The following is a 17,380-nucleotide window of genomic DNA, read 5'->3' as shown; positions in this document are numbered from 1 at the left end:
CGGCGCGATCGGTAAGTTCAAACGCGGGCGTTTGTGACTACTGGACGACGGGTCCGCCGCGAACACGCGGACGTTCCGGCAGGTCGAATTCTTCGTCCGGCGCGCCGGGCGTTGCGAAGTCAAAGGCCTTGTACAGGCGCACGCCGAAAACATGCGAGCCGACGCTGTCTTCGTCCACATAGGCGTAGCCGAGCGTCAGATCGAGACCATTGTCGAACTCGTAGCCGCCTGAAAGCTGGATAAAGGACGTGTCCTGCGAACCGCCGCCATCGAGATTGATATCGCGAAGCGCTCCGGCGAGTTCGCCATGCCATGAGCCGTTGCCGAGTTCCAGACCGGCGGTGAAATAGGTTCCGTCATCCAGCGTGCCGCCGATATTGTTGAAATAGGCCACTTCTCCGGTCACGTTCATCGTGACGCCGTTGGCGTATTCGTTTTCATAGGCGAGGCCGAAGACATAGCCGGTCTGGTCGGCGACATCGCCGATACCTGCGGACAGATATGTGAAGCCGAGATTGTAGCTGAGGCCGGGCAGCGCCGCCATCTCCTCGCCGCTGAGGGCGACTGCGTAGTTGTTGAATCGTTCGGTATTGGCCGACCCGCCGTCGGACAGCGAGACGCGGCCGCGGTTGGTAATCAGCGATTCGGACAGCACCGTCGTATCGGCGAAGAAGGTGTTGGCGGCGAGCGTGTGGGTGCCGGCGTCGCCGAGTTCGAAGTCATAGGCAAAGCCCAGAGCGATCATCTCGGTGATCTCGTAGTCCTCGGCCAGCGAGGTGCCGTAGAGACCGGGCGTGTTGTCCCAAGCCTGTCCGAACTCGGGACCGTATTTACCGGCGAGCAGCGACAGGCCGCCGACATCGGCTTGCAGATGGATTGTATCCATATAGAGCCCGACATCTTCGAAATAGCTGTCCTCTTCCGGATCCTCGAGCTGCTCCATGGTCAGGCCGACAACAACCTTGAAATACTGGTTCAGGCCGAGTTCCGCGGCGAAGCCGATTGTCGGATACAGGTTGTTGAATTCGGCGTCGGGATCGTCGGAATCGAACACGAGGTCGTTTTCCAGCTCCACTTCCAGTTCGGCGATGATGAACGGATAACTGACGGTCTGGACAGCAGGGGCGGCGACGATTTCGGTCTCCGTCAGATCGGCGGCCGTGGCCTGTCCGCCAAGGGCGGGTCCCCCGGCAAGCGTCAGGACAGCGAGAGTGGATCTGAACGGGTATGAAACTGTGGCGCTGAACGGCCGGCGGAAAAAGGATACTGGAGCCTTCATTGACCTCTCCGAGACATTGGAAAAAACCGCGGTGACACGGCTGTAAGTAATGTAATAACATTACATAAATGCGATTGCTTAATATGTCTACCGAATTTAGTCCCGGATGGATTTGGCAATCAAATCAGCGATGTGTCCCCGATCCACGAAAGTGGACTATCAAAGTCTAGTAATGCGGTGAGTCGATGTCAATCGTAAACATGGTAACTGCATCGGGCAAAAGACGCTGGCGCTGTGCGTGCGCAGGAAAACGTGGCGCGCAACAGGGTGGAGCGACGATTTTGGCGGGGTTATCGTGTCGGCGGCAGCCGTATCAGACGTTTCCCGCGAGCCAGTCACGAATGAGATGATGGGCGATTGCCCCTGGCGGTGGTGAATTGAACGAATCGCTTCCCACTCGCCGCGACAGGATCTCGGCGGTTTCTTCCCGGTTGAACCAGCGGCAGTCTTCCAGTTCCCGCGTATCGGCTGTGATGCGGTCGCTGAGTGCTTCTCCGTAGCAGCCGATCATCAGCGAATGCGGCATCGGCCAGGGTTGAGACGCGTGATAGCGTACGGCGCCGATCCGGATGCCTGATTCCTCAAGGGTTTCGCGTCGAACCGCTTCCTCGATGGTTTCGCCCGGCTCCAGAAAACCGGCGAGGCAGGAATACATGCCCGGCGCAAAATGCGGGCTGCGGCCAAGCAGGCAGCGATCCGTCTTCTCGTCGACAGCCAGCATGATGACGACCGGATCGGTCCGTGGAAACAGCTGGTTGCCGCAGGAGGGGCACTCGCGCCTGTAGCCGCCCGCGCGCGGTCGAGTCTTTTCCCCGCAACGCCCGCAGAAGCGATGCGACAGCGCCCAGGCGAGGAGGCTCGCGCCCTGTGCGAGTTCGCCAAGTTCGCTTCCGCGCACGAGACCCTGCATGTAGATAGAGCGATGATCGATGGCCTTGATCGTATCCGGCAGGTCGTCCGGATCCCGCTTTACCGGAACCGCCAGCCTTGGCGCGCCGGAATCCGTATAGCCAAGCACGACGGCGTTTTCGAAATCCGGCGAAAACGCATCCAGATCGGCGATGTCGTGAAGCGCGTCGAAACCGTCTCCATTTTTCGCCAGATAGGCCCGGCCGCTGCGCATGGCGAAGGCCATGGCCCCGGCGGCGGCAAGCGCCTCTTCGAGCACGCTGTCGTCGCGATGTTCTGAACGGCGTTCCAGCCGGTTTCCTGCAAAGGCGACGAAACTGCTCGGTTCCGGCCCGTTTCCGTTAAAAAGCGACAATGTTTCTATTCCTACAGTGCGTCCACGATGGCGGCTTTCAACCCGTCGGCTTTTCCACGATCATAGGGGATAGCCGTTCCAACGCCCCAGACCGGTTTCGGCCAGGCAGCGTCGTCGGTTCTGCGCGCGATCACATGAAAATGGAGCTGGCGGACCTGGTTGCCAAGCGCGGCGACGTTGATTTTGGCGCAGCCCGTAACCTGCTTGAGCGCCCGCGCCGTTTCGCAGGTTTCGAATGTCAGGAGCGTCTGGTCGAGCGGCGTCAGGTGGTAGATCTCCTCGGCTTCCGGCCTCTGCGGGATCAAAAGCAGCCAGGGCCAGCGACTGTCGTTCATCAGCCGCAACTGGCAAAGGCCCAGTTTCGAGACGAGCATGCTGTCGGCTTCCAGCACCCGATCCAGCTTGAATGAACTCATACAGTTTCCACCCCGGTTTCTTTTTCTGGCGAACCAGTTGTCGTAGCGTAACAGTTTTTTCTTCGATTGGCTTGCATTTCTGCGCCCGATTGACGATATGGGGCGCGGGAGGTTGGTGGTGGACGAGCCACTCGCCAACCGGGTCAGGTCCGGAAGGAAGCAGCCCTAACGAGCCAGGCACGGGTCGCCGTGCCAGCCTCCCACCCTCATTGATATCCACAGATTGGCCGGCCCTCCACACCGACGGCGCCTTTGCGCTGTGATCGCAGGCCGCCGCTATTGACTTGGCGCCGCCCGCAAGGCGATGCTTTCTGCATACGGGCGTAACGCGACATCCGGAGCGGATTTTGCTCTGGTTTCGCCTTTCGTATTGATTGCGGGCGCCGCAATCCGTTATGTCGGGCGGAACCGTCCGGGGAGCATTGATGAACGACGTCACGCAGGGTTATCGCGTACTGGCCAGAAAGTACCGTCCGCGGGATTTTGGCGACCTCATCGGCCAGGCGCCGATGGTGCGCACCCTGACGAACGCTTTCGAAACGGATCGCATCGCCCAGGCCTACATGTTGACCGGCGTGCGCGGCGTCGGCAAGACGACGACGGCCCGCATCCTCGCCCGCGCCCTGAACTACCGGACGGAGGCTATTGATCGGCCGACCGTCGACTTGAATGAAACCGGCGAGCATTGCGAAGCGATCATGGCGGGCAGCCATGTCGACGTGATCGAAATGGACGCGGCGTCCCACACCGGCATCGACGATATTCGCGAAATTATCGAGCAGGTTCGCTACAGGCCGGTCTCCGCGCGCTACAAGGTCTACATCATCGACGAGGTGCACATGTTGTCGACGCAGGCCTTTAACGGCCTGCTGAAAACCCTGGAAGAGCCGCCCGAGCATGTGAAGTTCATCTTCGCGACGACCGAGATCCGCAAGGTGCCCATCACGGTGCTGTCGCGTTGCCAGCGATTCGACCTGCGCCGCATCGAGGCGGCCGAACTGATCGATCATTTCCGCTCCGTCGCCGGCAAGGAAGGCGTCGCCATCGACGACGAATCGCTCGCCATGATCGCGCGCGCGGCGGAAGGTTCGGTGCGCGACGGCCTGTCGCTGCTCGACCAGGCGATCGCCCACGGCGGCGGCGCGATAGAGGCCGAGACGGTGCGCGGCATGCTTGGACTCGCAGACCGGACCCGGATCGTCGACCTGTTCGAACAGGTCGCCGGCGGCGCCGTGGCGGAGGCGCTCAACACGTTCCGTGATCTTTATGACTCAGGCGCCAATCCCGTCGTCGTACTGACTGACCTGGCCGATTTCACCCATCTCGTCACCCGGTTGAAATTCGTTGCCGGCGCGGCCGACGATCCTGCCCTCAACGAAGTCGAGCGCAAACGCGGCGCCGAGTTCGCTGGAAAATTATCCGTGCCGGTGCTGTCGCGGCAGTGGCAGATGCTGCTCAAGGGCATCGCCGAGACGGAGCAGTCGAACCGCCCGGTCAGCGCTTGCGAAATGGTGCTCATCCGGTTGACCCACGCCGCCAACCTGCCTTCGCCGGAAGAGGCGGCGCGCAACCTGGAAAAGGCGCTTTCGAATGCGGCGCCGTCTCCTGGCGGATCCGCGCCGTCGGGAACGCCGTCCTCTGCGCCGGTCTCAACGTCGGCCGTGGCTCCGGAGACGCGCGTGTCCGCTACGGTCCCGGGCAATGGCGAACCGGTCGCGCTGCGGCGCGTCAACGGCGACGCTGATCCGCAGCCGGAGCCCGCGTCGCTGGAAACTGCCGAAACCGCGCCGGAAGTGGCGATCGCCTCCTTGTCCGAATTGGCGGAACTCGCAGGCAGCCACCGCGACCTGAAACTCAAGGCGATGATCCGCCGGTATCTGCGGCCCGTGCGCATCGAGCCCGGCCGGCTGGAAATCGCCTTGCACGACGATACGCCGCGCGCCTTCATCGGCGAACTCGACGGACGGCTGAAGGAATGGACAGGACGGCGCTGGATCATCTCGATCAGCCGCGAACCCGGCGGCCAGACGCTGGAAGAGATCGATTCCGAACGCCACGACAAGCGGGTGCGCGACGCCGGGGAAGATCCGGATGTCGCTGCAATCCTGGCGCAGTTTCCCGGCGCCCGGATCCGCGACGTGCGAATCCGCGTTGACGAACAGGACGAGTTGCCTTCGGAGCATCAAAGCGAGGAAGGAGACATCCTTCCCGAGGCGTTCGAAGACGAATGAGACATGACACCAATCTAATGGAGACTAGCGATGCGTGACCTCATGGGAATGATGGGCAAGGTCAAGGAAATGCAGGAGAAGATGGCCGGTCTCCAGGAACAGTTCGAGTCGATGCAGGTTGAGGGAACTTCCGGCGGCGGCCTGGTCACCGTCACTCTGAACGGCAAGGGCGTCATGTCGGCGCTGAAGATCGATCCGTCGCTCATTAAGGAAGACGAGGCGGAAATCCTCGAAGACCTGATCCTTGCAGCCCACAACGACGCCAAGTCGAAAGTCGAGGCGGCCGTTCAGGAGAAGACCCAGGAACTCACCGCCGGCCTGCCGATCCCGCCCGGCTTCAAGCTGCCGTTCTGATTCGGCAGTCGGGATAGCGCCGCGTCTGCGGCGCTATCAATGTCTTAGCCCTGCTGCGCGGCCTTCAGTTCGCGCCGTCTGGCGTGCAACACCGGTTCGGTATAACCGTTCGGCTGTTCGCGGCCTTTGAGCACCAGATCGAGCGCCGCCTGGAACTCGATGGAGTCGTCGAAACGGCCCGCCATCGGGACATAGGCGGGATCGCCGGCGTTCTGTTCGTCGACGACGGCCGCCATGCGCTTCATCGTCTCGACGATCTGGTCCTCGTCAACAATCCCGTGATGCAGCCAGTTGGCCATGTGCTGGGACGAGATGCGCAAGGTGGCGCGGTCTTCCATCAGGCCGACATTGTTGATGTCGGGCACCTTGGAGCAACCGACCCCCTGGCCGACCCAGCGCACGACGTAACCCAGAATGCCCTGCGCGTTGTTGTCGAGTTCGTGCTGGATATCATCCGGCGTCCAGTTCGGTCGGTCGCTCACCGGAACCGAGAGAATGTCGTCAAGCTTTGCCTTCGGACGATCGCGCAGACGCGCCTGCACGTCGGCGACGTCGACTGCGTGATAGTGGGTTGCGTGCAGCGTCGCCGCCGTCGGCGAAGGAACCCAGGCCGTGTTGGCGCCGGCTTTCGGATGGCCGATCTTCTGTTCGAGCATCGCCGCCATGAGGTCCGGCATCGCCCACATGCCCTTGCCGATCTGGGCGTGGCCGGAAAGCCCGCATTCGAGCCCGGTGTCGACGTTCCAGTCCTCATAGGCCGAGATCCAGGGCGCCTGCTTCATGTCGCCCTTGCGGATCATCGCGCCGGCTTCCATGGAGGTGTGGATTTCGTCGCCGGTGCGGTCGAGGAAGCCGGTGTTGATGAAGAAGACCCGATCCTTCGCCTCGCGGATACATTCCTTCAGATTGACCGTGGTGCGCCTTTCCTCGTCCATGATGCCCATTTTCAGCGTGTTGCGGGCTAGGCCAAGAATATCCTCGACGCGTGAGAACAATTCGCAGGAGAAGGCGACTTCTTCCGGCCCGTGCATCTTCGGCTTGACGATATAGACGGAGCCTTCGCGCGAATTGCCGCGCCGTCCGTTCTCGCCGATATCGTGCAGGGCGATCATGGCTGTGACAAGCCCGTCCATGACGCCTTCCGGAACCTCGGCGCCGTCGCGATCGAGGATCGCCGGATTGGTCATCAGGTGGCCGACATTGCGCACCAGCATCAGCGAGCGGCCGGGAAGGGTCAGCGTCTCGCCGTTGCGGCCGGTATAGGTCCGGTCTTCGTTGAGGCGGCGGGTGAAGGTCAAACCTCCCTTGCTGACCTCTTCGGCCAGATCGCCCTTCATCAGGCCCAGCCAGTTGCGGTAGACCACCACCTTGTCTTCTGCGTCTACGGCCGCGACGCTGTCTTCGCAGTCCATGATCGTTGTCATCGCCGATTCGAGAAAAATATCGGCAATGCCGGCCGCGTCGCCGCTGCCGACCGTGCTGTCCGGGTCGATGACAATGTCGAGATGCAAGCCGTTCTTCTTGAGAATGATGGAGTCGGGTTTTTCCGGCGCGCCTGTGTAGCCGGCGAATTGCGCCGGGTTGGAAAGGCCGGCCGCGGCGCCGTCGGCAAGACTGATGACCAGTTCGCCGCCGGAAACCTTGAGCCCGGTAACGTCCTTCCAGTCACCGCTTATCGGAACCGAGCGGTTCAGGAAGTCCCGCGCCCAGGCGATGACCTTGGCGCCGCGCACGGGATTGTAACCCTTGCCCTTTTCGGCGCCGTCTTCTTCGGAAATCGCATCGGTTCCGTAGAGCGCGTCATAAAGCGATCCCCAGCGGGCGTTGGCCGCGTTGAGCGCGTAGCGCGCGTTCATCACCGGCACGACGAGTTGCGGCCCGGCGATGGAGGCGATCTCCGGATCCACATTGGCGGTGGCGACAGCGAAATCCGGGCCTTCAGGCACGAGGTAGCCGATTTCCTTCAGGAAGGCCTTGTAGGCTTCCAGGTCGGTCGGCTTGCCGTTTTCGCGATGCCAGGCGTCGATGGTCTCCTGCAGTTCGTCGCGCCGTGCCAGCAATTCGCGATTGCGCGGCGCGAGCGTGTGAACGAGGTCCGACAGGCCGCTGAAGAAATGATCGGCGTCGATTCCCGTGCCCGGAAGGGCTTCGTCAACGATGAAATCATGCAGTTCGCGGTCGATCGTCAGGTCGTGGAGTTCGACAGTCGCCATGGTGTTCTTCCTGCTATTGAGGTGAAATAGATACGGCGAATATAGCGGAGGCGCCCCGGTTCCTGTCAATTTGGCAATAATGGAAAACATCTGTTCCAAATAAGAAATAGTATCTTCCGTTGGCCGTCTAACGGAAATGTTTTAGAGTTTCGAAAGCAAAATCGTTGTCAGTGGCTGGGGGCCGCGTGTCCGACTTTTTCAATGTCGATCTTTTCCTGAAATTCGCCATAGCGCTTGCAGCGCTTCTCAACCCTTTGCTGGGGGTGCCGGTCTTCCTGAAGATGACAAACGGATACCCGCCCGCGGAGAAACGCAAGGTCGCGCATGTCGTCGGCGTCACCATTTTCGTGGCGTGTATCGTCATCCTGTTGATCGGCGAAGAAATACTGGCCTTTTTCGGCATCAGCATTCCGGGTTTCCAGATCACCGGCGGCGTCGTCATCTTCGGGCTTGGGCTATCCCTGATCCAGAGCGACGACAGCGAACCGGCGTCGGATCAGGCTGCGCCGGCCGAAGACCGCCCGCGCCGCAACATCGCCGTCGTGCCGATGGCCATCCCGATCATGCTCGGACCAGGCGCCATCACCACCATTATAGTGTTCACGCAGCTCATGAACGACACGAGCGAACTCGTGACGATGGTTCCGGTTGTCCTGCTGATCAGCGTGATGGTGTGGCTCGGCCTGCTCTTTGCGGATGTCATTTCGCGGACCCTGGGCGACACGGTCATCAATATCGTGACGCGGATAATGGGTCTGATCCTGGCGGCCGTCGCCGTTGAAATGCTCGTGGCCGGCGTTGTCGCCTTTGCGAAGCTGCATTTCCCTGCGCTCGTCGCCGGCGGGTGAGTCGCCCTTTCTGGTTTGTGTGTTTACGGGCGAACGAGTGGAGCGAATTTGACAACAGGGTCCCGCAAGACGCGAACTCCTTTTCAAACGTAAAACTTCAAGCCCCAATAAAAACATTATCAGACCGGTGGATCTGAAGATTCCGACATTTGCTCCAGGATGAGCCGCATCGGGATGCAAATGCCGGAAGCGGACCACTAGGGCCCGAATCTGAAGTTCGTTACATCCTGCAGCACGCTCTATTCGAACTTCAGATTCGATAAGGGTACTAGCAAGATAATGATTCTAGTGTGGTTTACGGATTTGAAGTTCCTGTAAGAGACTGCTGCTACAATGTAAGGAACTTCAAATCCACCAGACTAGGAGAAGACGACCTGCATATCGGTGTATTCGGCAAGACCTTCTTCGCCGAATTCAACGCCCAGACCGGATGATTTTACGCCACCAAACGGCGCATTGGGCTGGATGGCCCCATGCTTGTTGACCCAGACCGACCCGCATTGCATGTCCCGTGCGATCGCGCGGCCGCGTTCAATATCCGAAGTCCAGACAGAACCGCCCAGGCCGTTCTTGCTGTCATTGGCGGCGGCGATCGCTTCGTCCAGATCCCGGTATCTGATGACCGGCAACGCGGGACCGAACTGTTCTTCATCCACCAGGGGATCGCCATTGTCCAGTTCCGCCACTATGGTCGGCGGGAAGAACAGGCCGTTGCCGGGTTCTCCGCCGAGCAGCACGCGCCCTCGCTGCCTGGCGTCGTCGACGAGGCGCTTCACCTTGTCGAATTGCGCCCTGTTTTGCACCGGCCCCAGAACGGAGTTCTCGTCGAGTCCATTGCCCATCGGTATGGTTCGGGCGAAATCAACCAGCGCGGCGCACACCTCGTCATGAACATCCTCGTGCACATAGAGCCGTTTCATGGCCGCGCAAGTCTGTCCGTTGTTGATGAACGCGCCCCAGAATAGACCTTCGGCGATCGCAGCGGGATCGACGTCCGGCAACACGACGCCAGCATCATTGCCGCCCAGTTCCAGGGTCAGGCGCTTCATGGTCGTTGCGGCGGAGGCCATGATCTTTTCACCGGTAGCGCAGGATCCGGTAAAGACGATTTTTCGGACGCCGGGATGCTCGGAAATCGCGGCGCCGAGATTGAACGTTGCGTCCTCGCCGGAAATTGCGTTCACGACGCCCGCGGGCAGCACCTCGTTCATGATCTCGACCAGTCGCAAGGTCGCCAGCGGCGTATAGGGCGAGGGTTTGATGACGATCGTATTGCCGGTTCTGAGCGCCGGTAGAATGTGCCAAACAGCGATCAGCACCGGAAAATTCCACGGGGTGATGGAGCCCGCGACCCCGATCGGTTTGCGGTGAAGCTCCACCCGTCCCTCGTTGTCGTCCTGCAACGTTTTGACCGGCAGCGACAAACCCGACGTATGGGCGGCCCAGGCTTCCGCGCCCGCCATTTCCCAACGCGAGCCGAGTCCGTTGAGCGGTTTGCCCTGCTCAAGCGTGATGATCTGCGCGAGTTCTTCGGCGTGTTCGCCGATTTTTTGTGTGACAGCCTCACAGGCCTCCCGCAGCTCGCTGTCCGGGCGGCGGGACCATGAGACGAATGCGTCGGACGCCGCTTCCACGGCGTCGTTGAGATCGTCCAGGGTCGCCGCCGGAGCCTCTCCGACAATGCCGCCTGCTGGATTTGCGACTTCAAAGACAGAGGCGGCGCGTCTGGCGCGGCCATTGATGGTCATGTGATAGATCATGTTTATCCTCCCCGGAAATGTTTTCAGCGTTAACGCTGGAACGCAAATCAGTTTGCAAGCGAATGATATCGGCTGGAAAAAAACACCAGCGGTTCTGCTTCGTCCTCATGGGTGCAGGCGCAAACGGCTCCAATGAGCACGGTGTGGTCGGCGACGGTAACGAAGCGCATCGCTTTGCAGTCGAAATAGGCGATCGCATGCAACAGTTTGGGCATGCCGCCGGTGGGTTCGAACTCCGGCGCCGACCCCAATGACGGCCGGCCTGCAAAATGAATCGACAGGTCCTTCCCGAACGCCGGCAGAATGTTGACGGCAAACTTGCCCGTGCTGCGTATGGCCTCGAGTGTACGACCTGCCTTGATGGAAATCAGAACAGTCGGAGGCGCCAGGCTGACGGAGGTGAAGCTGTTCGCCGTCATGCCGATTCTCTTGCCGGCTCCATCAACGGTGGTGACGACGGTCACCCCCGTCGTGAACCGCGAGACAGCTTGACGGAACTGCGAAGGCTCGGGATGTTCGATCATCTGAGGTCACTAGACCTCAATCGGGAAGTGAAAGATTTGTGCGCCTTTCGGCGAGTAGTTCGCGACATCCTGCGCGACCTCCCCGCCGACGCCTGATTCCATCGCCGCGCCCATTGATGCGCCGTCCTCGAAATAGGCCTGGAAGATGCAGAATACGTCGCCGCCGCCGACTGCGTCGGGATATGCGTAGTGATAGCGTTTCAAGCCGGGCAGTCTGGCGGCAAGGGGTAAATGTTTTTCTTCATAGTAGGATTTGAAAGCTTCCGGGTCGTCCGGATGGGGATAGATCACGGTCAGACAATGCATGGATATGACCTCTTCCTATTCGGCCGCTCTGGCCGGGGCGGATCGCTCGATCCAGGACCGGATGCGCGTCGGCGAAGACAGATTGTCCCACTGGCGTTCGGGCCAGTTGAAGTTCTCGGTAAATTCGTCGCACAAAGCCTTGTTCTGGCTCATCGCGCCTAGAAGCATCTGCATTTCTTCAGACGGCGGCGCCATCATGAGATTGCTCCAGCGGGCGGCTCCGAGGCAGCGGTCGTTTCGCGCCATGTCGACATGTTCGACGAAACGCCGGTCGAGTGAAGGCGCCTTCATGATTTCCTCGCCCATCACGAACGCCGCATAGGAGGCAATATTGGCGCCCTGGCCGTTGACGGGATCTACCGTCACATGGACATCGCCCAGCGCAATGGCGAACTTGCCATTGTCGAACTCGACCGAGGTCTTGCGCACTGTCGGAACCAGGCCGCCTTGCAGCAGGTCGTTCGGCTGACACAGATCGAACCGGGTCGTGTCGATACGATCGTAGACCGCCGGGTGATACTGTTCGAGACCCTCGAGCACTGTCTGGCGGAAGGCGGCGGGTCCGTCGTCATATTTGGTTGTGACCGTCTGCTCGAGCGGCCCGCCCGGAACGTTCTCCATCAGGAGAGCTGTTCCGACGCCATCGAAAGTTATCGTCGGAATGACGATCAGTTCGCCGGCGCCGGGGCTTAACGACAGTGTCACGTTCATGGGGTCGGTATGCCTGACGCCGGAATAGAGCCCGACGCTCAGCCGCCGTTGCGGCTGCTGGAACGGGCTTTCATCCGGATCGTGGCTGAAGATCGCCCCGAGAGGACCCTTTCCGGTCGACACGACAAGCAGATCGAAGCGGTCCACCAAGGCGGCGATATCATCTTCCTCGATACGGCCATATTCGATGACGCCGCCCCGGTCGGTGAAATCCTCCATCAGCGCCGGAAGATAAATTCGGTAGTCCACGGCGCGGGAGGGTTTGGAGAAACGGCCTGAAAAATTGAGCGGTGAGCCCGGAATGTTCAGCCAGTGGTCGTGATAGTAGTAATGCTGGTTAGGATCGGGCCAATGATTGACCCCGAGCGCCTCCTCGCGCGCCAGCGTGGTGTGGTGATGCGCGACAGTGTTGAGAAGCCGTCCCTTTGCGAGTTCCTCTGGCGTGCGATCGGTGATGATCGTTGCGTCGACGCCCCTTTGCTGCAGGTACAGCGCAAGGTGCAGGCCGGCGATCCCTGCGCCGACGATCCCTATCTTGTGCATTGTTTTCCTCCCTCTGAGAGGGAAGATTTATTGCAGATTCAATCAATCAGAAATAGCATGAAAAAGATATATCATATTCCAGTAAGGAATAAATATGGACAGGCTTGACTGCATCGAAACCTTCATCAGCGTGCTCGAAAGCGGCAGTTTTTCAGCCGCTGCCAAGCGCATGGGCACTACGCAGTCGACCGTCAGCAAGCGTATCGCAATGCTGGAGAAAACATTGGGCACATCTCTCTTCCTTCGCACGACACGGCGCTTGACGCCGACGGAGGACGCCCATCGCGTATACGAACACGCCCGCGACATCGTCGACGCCTATCAACTCACCCGCGCCGCGGCGAGCAACGCGTCTCCGGTTCCCGCCGGAACACTGACAATTAGCGCGCCGTCCTCCATGGGGCGGCATCTTTTGATGCCGATCGTGCGCGACTTTCAAGAAAGATATCCGGCGATCATTCTGGATATCCGCCTGACGGAGCGCCACGTGAATCTCGTCGAGGAAGGCATCGAGATGGCGTTGCGCATCGGCGAACTGGAGGACAGTTCGCTACGCGCCCGCAGCCTTGGCCGCATACGCCGATATGCTGTGGCCAGTCCCGACTATCTCCGGTTTCAGCCGGAGATAACCGAGCCCTCTGACCTGTCATCGCATGCCTGTCTCGGATATTCGCGTTTCGGCGCGCCGACGACATGGATATTCGAGGGCGAGAGCGGCCGCCATGTGGTCAATGTAGAATGCGCAATGAAGCTTGACGACGCCGATACGCTGCAGTCGGCCATTCTGCTCGCAATGGGCGTCGGTGTATTGCCGGGATGGCTGGTCCAGCAGCGCGTCGAGCGTGGAGAACTGGAAATCGTACTGCCCGACTACACGGTGCCGAGCCTGCCCTTTAACGCCATTTACCCGGATCCGGGGCGGTTGTCTTTGCGGGCCCGGACTTTTCTCGATTTTGTGGCGGCGCATCGCTCCCTACTGACATCGGCCGATGGCGGTTACGGCTCAGGTGAGCCATAGACCGACGAGTCCGGCCGTGCCGACGATGATGCGCCACCAGGCGAACACCATGAACCCGTGCCTGGAAACGAAGTCGAGCAGGCCGCGCACCACGAACACGCCCGAGATGAACGCCATGATGAAACCGACGGTGATCGTCGTGACATCATCGAAGCTCAAAAGCGCATAATTCTTGTACAGATCGTAGGCGAAGGCGCCGGCCATGGTCGGCATGGCAAGGAAAAACGAGAACTCCGCCGCCGAGCGCTTGTCGGTCCCCATGAGCAGCGCGCCGGCGATCGTCGAGCCTGATCGCGACGTTCCCGGAATCATCGCCAGGCACTGGAAAAGGCCGATCTTGAAGGCGAGCGACGGCGGATAATCCATCACGTCGGTGTAGATCGGCTCGCGCTTCAGGCGATCGACCGCCATCAGCACGAAGCCACCGAGTATGAGCACGATGCAGATAAGCAGGGGCGTTTCGAACAGCACCGTCTTGATAAAGTCGTGCGCGATGACGCCGATCACCGCCGCGGGCAGGAAGGCGAGCAGGATCGAGAAGACGAATCGCCGCGCTTTCGCGCTTGACGGAAGCTGCATGGCGAGCGTCGTCAGGCGCGTGAAGTAGACCGACAATATGGCGAGCACGGCGCCGAGCTGGATCAGCACCTCGAAAGTCCGTCCTGTCGATTGGAATCCGAGAAAATGTCCCGCAAGCAGGAGATGCGCCGTCGACGAGACCGGAATGAATTCGGTCAGTCCTTCCAGGAGGCCCAGAAGCGCTCCGATCAGTGTCTGTTCATCCATGTGGGAGCCTGTCGTCTATCCAGCTGAAACGGTCGGAACAACAAGCTCCGTTTGCGGGCGTCTCGCGAATCCTGTAACCAGACCCCATGGCTGTAAAAAGCGTCGCTTGTAACGCCGGTTTCGAGTCCCTATAGCTTTTTTTCGCCGGATTGTGCCAGTTAAAATCCGGAGAATGTTTCAGTTTCACAAGATACGCTGAATGCCAACGCTCTATCATCATCCAGTGTCCGCCGCCTCACGCTTCATCCGGCTGGTTTTCCGTGAATACGCAATCGAGGCGGAGCTTCTCGAGGAGCGGCCATGGGAGCAGCGCCGCGATTTTCTGGCGCTCAATCCGGCGGCTACACTGCCTGTCTATGTTGACGAATCGATGCACGCGATCTGCGGCGCAGGCGTGATTGCCGAATATATCGACGAGACATGCGGCGCCCTCAAGCGCGACCGGCGGCTGCTGGGCGACAATGTGCTCGAGCGCGCCGAAGAGCGCCGTCTGATGGACTGGTTCTTGCTGAAGATGGACAATGACGTCACCCGGCATCTGGCGCGCGAGCGGATCCTCAAGACCATCATGTCGAAGGAGCATGGCGGCGGAGCGCCCGATTCAAAGGCGCTGCGCATGGCGCGCAACAACATCAAGCAGCATTTGCGCTATCTCGACTGGCTTGCCGGATCGCGCAACTGGCTTGCCGGCGACAAGATGAGTTATGCCGATCTTGCGGCCGCCGGCGCGGTTTCGGTCCTCGACTATATCGGCGAGATCAAATGGGATGAGGCGCCGCAGGCCCGTCAGTGGTATCAGCGCATCAAGTCCCGCCCGTCCTTCCGGCCCCTGCTCGCCGACAGGATCCGCAACCTGCCTCCGGTCTCGCACTACGCCGATCTGGATTTCTGACAATGGGCGAGGCGGCGCGAAAACCGACGCGGCCGGACGAGCGCAAGGCCTTCCTCGTCGACCTGGCCCGGTCGGAGGGTTTCGACGTTGCGCGTGTGGTGCGGCCGGATGCGATTTCGGATCGCCCAAAGAACGCGCTCCAGGCATTTGTCGCGAAGGGGTATCACGCCACAATGGATTGGATGGAGGAGACCGCCGAGCGCCGCGGCCACCCGCGCAGTCTTTGGCCGGACGTACGCTCCATTCTGATCCTCGGCATGAATTACGGCCCGGACTCCGATCCGCTGGAAATCCTTGAGCGTCGCAGCAATGCGTCAATCTCGGTCTATGCCCGCCACCGTGATTATCACGACGTCATCAAGGGACGACTGAAGACCATCGCCGGCCGGTTTGCGGCGCGTACAGGCGCCGAAGTGAAGGTCTTCGTCGACACCGCTCCGGTCATGGAGAAACCGCTGGCTGAAAAGGCCGGCGTCGGCTGGCAGGGCAAGCACACCAACCTGGTCAGTCGCGATTTCGGCTCCTGGCTATTCCTCGGCTCGATCTTCACCGCCGTCGATCTGCCGCCCGACGAACCGGCCTCGGATTCCTGCGGCTCGTGCCGAGCCTGCCTGGATATCTGCCCGACCAACGCCTTTCCGGCGCCCTACCAGCTCGATGCGCGACGCTGCATCTCCTACCTCACCATCGAGCACAAGGGGCCGATCCCGTTTGAATTCCGCGAGGCGATGGGCAACCGCATCTACGGCTGCGACGATTGCCTGGCTGTCTGCCCCTGGAACAAGTTCGCCAACACGGCGCGCGAGGCGAAACTGCAGGCCAGGGCAGATCTGAACGCGCCGCGGCTCGCCGATCTCGCAGTCCTTGACGATCCGGCGTTTCGCAAACTGTTTTCAGGCTCGCCGATCAAGCGCATCGGCCGCGATCGTTTCGTGCGCAATGTCCTGATCGCCTGCGGAAACTCCGGCGATCCGGATCTTGTGCCTCCCTGCGAGGCGCTGCTCGACGACGCGTCGCCGGAGGTGCGCGGCGCGGCCGTCTGGGCGCTGTCCAGGCTTGTATCGTCTGACAGGTTGCAGCGGCTTGCCGACAGGGTGGAAACGGATACATCCGTTATTGCAGAGTGGCGACACGCAACCGGACGCCTGTCCCCGCCGCACTGATGGAACAAGACATGGATCTCTTCATTCTCGGCGCCGGATTTTCCGGCCAGGAAATTGCAAGGCGTATGGACGGCGCAGCCCGGATTACCGGAACCAGCCGCGCTGTGACCAGGTTCGAAGCTTTGCAAGCCGCGGGGATCGAACCCGTTCTCTTCGACGGGGAATGCCTGACAGACACGCTTCTCGAGGCGCTCGCCCGAACGACGCATCTCGTGCAATCGGTGCGTCCGAATGAACGCGGCGATCCGCTGCTGCGACTGACCGGCGGCGACCTGAAGCGCTTTATGCCGAAGCTGCAGTGGGTCTGTTATCTCTCCACGGTCGGCGTTTACGGCGATCATGACGGGGCCTGGGTGACGGAAGAGACGCCGAGCCAACCGGTCAACAAACGCTCGCAATGGCGTGTCGACGCCGAACAGGGCTGGCTGGAGTTCTCAAAGCGCACCGGTATGCCCGTCGCGATTGCGCGGCTGGGCGGCATATACGGTCCCGGCCGCAACACATTCGTCAAGATCGATCGGGGCGAGGCCCGCCGGCTGGTGAAACCCGGCCAGGTCTTCAACCGCATCCATGTCGCCGATGTGGCGGGCGCGGTGGATCATCTTGCAAAGAAGCAGGCAAGCGGTTTCTGGAACGTCGTCGACAACGAACCGTGTCCGCCGCAGGACGTGGTGACATTCGCCTGCAACCTGATGGGCGTCGAGCCGCCTCCCGAAATCGCGTTTGAAGACGCCGACCTCACCCCGATGGCGCGCTCGTTCTACGCAGACAACAAACGCGTCTCCAATGCGAAACTGAGAGAAAGCGGCTACCGCTTCCAATATCCCGACTATCGCGCCGCGCTGGAAGCCATGTGGTCGGACGGAAGCTGGCGGGGTTGAGAACGATTCTTAAGGCGTCTGCTTCGAAACGGGAGCAGGAAACCAGCATCGCCCTTCCAATCCACCCTCATCCCTGCCCCCGAGCCGGGATCTATACGGCCCGTCGGCGACGCAGAACATAGCAGGAACTTTCAGACTGCATTTTTTCGCGATTCGTGCTATAAAACGCCCTGCTGGCCGGAGAGGCTTCA

Annotated in this window: 16 protein-coding genes and 1 other RNA gene; 8 read left to right on the top strand and 9 right to left on the bottom strand. The window is 60.7% G+C overall.

The window, feature by feature from the left end:
* Positions 1 to 37: 37 nt before the first annotated feature.
* From K1W69_RS12795 to K1W69_RS12785, 3 genes are all read right to left on the bottom strand, one after another.
* A complete protein-coding gene (locus K1W69_RS12795; protein ID WP_220228726.1) occupies positions 38 to 1,279 on the bottom strand; it encodes a hypothetical protein in 1,242 nt (413 codons plus the stop codon).
* A gap of 313 nt (positions 1,280 to 1,592) precedes the next feature.
* On the bottom strand, positions 1,593 to 2,543 hold the full coding sequence (nudC, locus tag K1W69_RS12790; protein ID WP_258571020.1) for an NAD(+) diphosphatase: 951 nt from the start codon (positions 2,541 to 2,543) through the stop codon (positions 1,593 to 1,595).
* An 11-nt stretch (positions 2,544 to 2,554) separates the two neighbouring features.
* The gene (locus tag K1W69_RS12785) at positions 2,555 to 2,959 is read right to left on the bottom strand and encodes an HIT domain-containing protein (RefSeq protein WP_220228725.1); all 405 of its coding nucleotides are present in this window, start codon (positions 2,957 to 2,959) and stop codon (positions 2,555 to 2,557) included.
* Positions 2,960 to 3,066: 107 nt separating this feature from the next.
* On the opposite strand from K1W69_RS12785, the gene ffs reads away from it, so the two are divergent.
* The 3 genes from ffs (at position 3,067) to K1W69_RS12770 (ending at position 5,544) form a co-directional block, all read left to right on the top strand.
* Positions 3,067 to 3,163: signal recognition particle sRNA small type (ffs, locus tag K1W69_RS12780), an RNA gene on the top strand.
* Between the two features lie 221 nt (positions 3,164 to 3,384).
* Positions 3,385 to 5,190: a DNA polymerase III subunit gamma/tau gene (locus tag K1W69_RS12775; RefSeq protein ID WP_258571019.1), complete on the top strand. Its 1,806-nt coding sequence runs from the start codon at positions 3,385 to 3,387 to the stop codon at positions 5,188 to 5,190.
* Between the two features lie 30 nt (positions 5,191 to 5,220).
* Positions 5,221 to 5,544 carry a YbaB/EbfC family nucleoid-associated protein gene (locus K1W69_RS12770; RefSeq protein ID WP_220228723.1) on the top strand — a complete coding sequence of 108 codons (324 nt, stop codon included), beginning with the start codon at positions 5,221 to 5,223 and terminating at the stop codon, positions 5,542 to 5,544.
* A 44-nt stretch (positions 5,545 to 5,588) separates the two neighbouring features.
* Here K1W69_RS12770 and K1W69_RS12765 read toward each other — a convergent pair whose 3' ends face one another.
* On the bottom strand, positions 5,589 to 7,757 hold the full coding sequence (locus K1W69_RS12765; protein ID WP_220228722.1) for a malate synthase G: 2,169 nt from the start codon (positions 7,755 to 7,757) through the stop codon (positions 5,589 to 5,591).
* Between the two features lie 185 nt (positions 7,758 to 7,942).
* Between K1W69_RS12765 and K1W69_RS12760 the strand changes: the two genes are divergently transcribed.
* The gene (locus tag K1W69_RS12760) at positions 7,943 to 8,605 is read left to right on the top strand and encodes a MarC family protein (protein ID WP_220228721.1); all 663 of its coding nucleotides are present in this window, start codon (positions 7,943 to 7,945) and stop codon (positions 8,603 to 8,605) included.
* Between the two features lie 359 nt (positions 8,606 to 8,964).
* On the opposite strand, the gene K1W69_RS12755 is transcribed toward K1W69_RS12760, so the two are convergent.
* The 4 genes from K1W69_RS12755 to styA are packed head-to-tail and all read right to left on the bottom strand — an operon-like array spanning position 8,965 to position 12,449.
* Positions 8,965 to 10,365 carry an aldehyde dehydrogenase family protein gene (locus K1W69_RS12755; RefSeq protein ID WP_220228720.1) on the bottom strand — a complete coding sequence of 467 codons (1,401 nt, stop codon included), beginning with the start codon at positions 10,363 to 10,365 and terminating at the stop codon, positions 8,965 to 8,967.
* Positions 10,366 to 10,412: 47 nt separating this feature from the next.
* Positions 10,413 to 10,889 (bottom strand): flavin reductase family protein, encoded by a 477-nt coding sequence (locus tag K1W69_RS12750; RefSeq protein ID WP_258571017.1) that lies wholly within the window; start codon positions 10,887 to 10,889, stop codon positions 10,413 to 10,415.
* Between the two features lie 9 nt (positions 10,890 to 10,898).
* On the bottom strand, positions 10,899 to 11,195 hold the full coding sequence (locus tag K1W69_RS12745) for an EthD family reductase (protein ID WP_220228719.1): 297 nt from the start codon (positions 11,193 to 11,195) through the stop codon (positions 10,899 to 10,901).
* Between the two features lie 15 nt (positions 11,196 to 11,210).
* Positions 11,211 to 12,449 carry a styrene monooxygenase subunit StyA gene (gene styA / locus K1W69_RS12740; protein WP_220228718.1) on the bottom strand — a complete coding sequence of 413 codons (1,239 nt, stop codon included), beginning with the start codon at positions 12,447 to 12,449 and terminating at the stop codon, positions 11,211 to 11,213.
* Positions 12,450 to 12,543: 94 nt separating this feature from the next.
* Between styA and K1W69_RS12735 the strand changes: the two genes are divergently transcribed.
* Complete coding sequence (locus K1W69_RS12735) at positions 12,544 to 13,467, top strand: LysR family transcriptional regulator (protein WP_220228717.1); 924 nt, start codon at positions 12,544 to 12,546, stop codon at positions 13,465 to 13,467.
* Here K1W69_RS12735 and K1W69_RS12730 read toward each other — a convergent pair.
* Positions 13,453 to 14,253, bottom strand: coding sequence for an undecaprenyl-diphosphate phosphatase (locus tag K1W69_RS12730; RefSeq protein ID WP_220228716.1), 801 nt, complete (start codon positions 14,251 to 14,253; stop codon positions 13,453 to 13,455). The genes K1W69_RS12735 and K1W69_RS12730 overlap by 15 nt on opposite strands.
* Before the next feature lie 199 nt (positions 14,254 to 14,452).
* On the opposite strand from K1W69_RS12730, the gene K1W69_RS12725 reads away from it, so the two are divergent.
* The 3 genes from K1W69_RS12725 to K1W69_RS12715 are packed head-to-tail and all read left to right on the top strand — an operon-like array spanning position 14,453 to position 17,189.
* Entirely contained in the window at positions 14,453 to 15,145 is a 693-nt protein-coding gene (locus K1W69_RS12725; protein ID WP_220228715.1) for a glutathione S-transferase family protein, read from the top strand.
* Between the two features lie 2 nt (positions 15,146 to 15,147).
* Complete coding sequence (gene queG / locus K1W69_RS12720) at positions 15,148 to 16,308, top strand: tRNA epoxyqueuosine(34) reductase QueG (protein WP_220228714.1); 1,161 nt, start codon at positions 15,148 to 15,150, stop codon at positions 16,306 to 16,308.
* 11 nt (positions 16,309 to 16,319) lie between these two features.
* Complete coding sequence (locus tag K1W69_RS12715) at positions 16,320 to 17,189, top strand: SDR family NAD(P)-dependent oxidoreductase (RefSeq protein ID WP_220228713.1); 870 nt, start codon at positions 16,320 to 16,322, stop codon at positions 17,187 to 17,189.
* The last annotated feature ends 191 nt before the right edge of the window (positions 17,190 to 17,380 follow it).

The sequence above is a fragment of the Flavimaribacter sediminis genome (assembly GCF_019492055.1).
GTDB lineage: Bacteria > Pseudomonadota > Alphaproteobacteria > Rhizobiales > Rhizobiaceae > Flavimaribacter > Flavimaribacter sediminis.
Note: the sequence above shows the minus strand (reverse complement) of the source record. Positions and strands in the feature narration are given on the sequence as shown.

Bases quoted from the DNA above. Each gene is read 5' to 3' on its own strand.
- K1W69_RS12795 (WP_220228726.1), bottom strand. From the start codon at position 1,279: ATGAAGGCTCCAGTATCCTTTTTCCGCCGGCCGTTCAGCGCCACAGTT.
- K1W69_RS12785 (WP_220228725.1), bottom strand. From the start codon at position 2,959: ATGAGTTCATTCAAGCTGGATCGGGTGCTGGAAGCCGACAGCATGCTC.
- K1W69_RS12775 (WP_258571019.1), top strand. From the start codon at position 3,385: ATGAACGACGTCACGCAGGGTTATCGCGTACTGGCCAGAAAGTACCGT.
- K1W69_RS12770 (WP_220228723.1), top strand. From the start codon at position 5,221: ATGCGTGACCTCATGGGAATGATGGGCAAGGTCAAGGAAATGCAGGAG.
- K1W69_RS12765 (WP_220228722.1), bottom strand. From the start codon at position 7,757: ATGGCGACTGTCGAACTCCACGACCTGACGATCGACCGCGAACTGCAT.
- K1W69_RS12755 (WP_220228720.1), bottom strand. From the start codon at position 10,365: ATGATCTATCACATGACCATCAATGGCCGCGCCAGACGCGCCGCCTCT.
- K1W69_RS12750 (WP_258571017.1), bottom strand. From the start codon at position 10,889: ATGATCGAACATCCCGAGCCTTCGCAGTTCCGTCAAGCTGTCTCGCGG.
- K1W69_RS12745 (WP_220228719.1), bottom strand. From the start codon at position 11,195: ATGCATTGTCTGACCGTGATCTATCCCCATCCGGACGACCCGGAAGCT.
- styA (WP_220228718.1), bottom strand. From the start codon at position 12,449: ATGCACAAGATAGGGATCGTCGGCGCAGGGATCGCCGGCCTGCACCTT.
- K1W69_RS12735 (WP_220228717.1), top strand. From the start codon at position 12,544: ATGGACAGGCTTGACTGCATCGAAACCTTCATCAGCGTGCTCGAAAGC.
- K1W69_RS12730 (WP_220228716.1), bottom strand. From the start codon at position 14,253: ATGGATGAACAGACACTGATCGGAGCGCTTCTGGGCCTCCTGGAAGGA.
- K1W69_RS12725 (WP_220228715.1), top strand. From the start codon at position 14,453: ATGCCAACGCTCTATCATCATCCAGTGTCCGCCGCCTCACGCTTCATC.
- queG (WP_220228714.1), top strand. From the start codon at position 15,148: ATGGGCGAGGCGGCGCGAAAACCGACGCGGCCGGACGAGCGCAAGGCC.
- K1W69_RS12715 (WP_220228713.1), top strand. From the start codon at position 16,320: ATGGATCTCTTCATTCTCGGCGCCGGATTTTCCGGCCAGGAAATTGCA.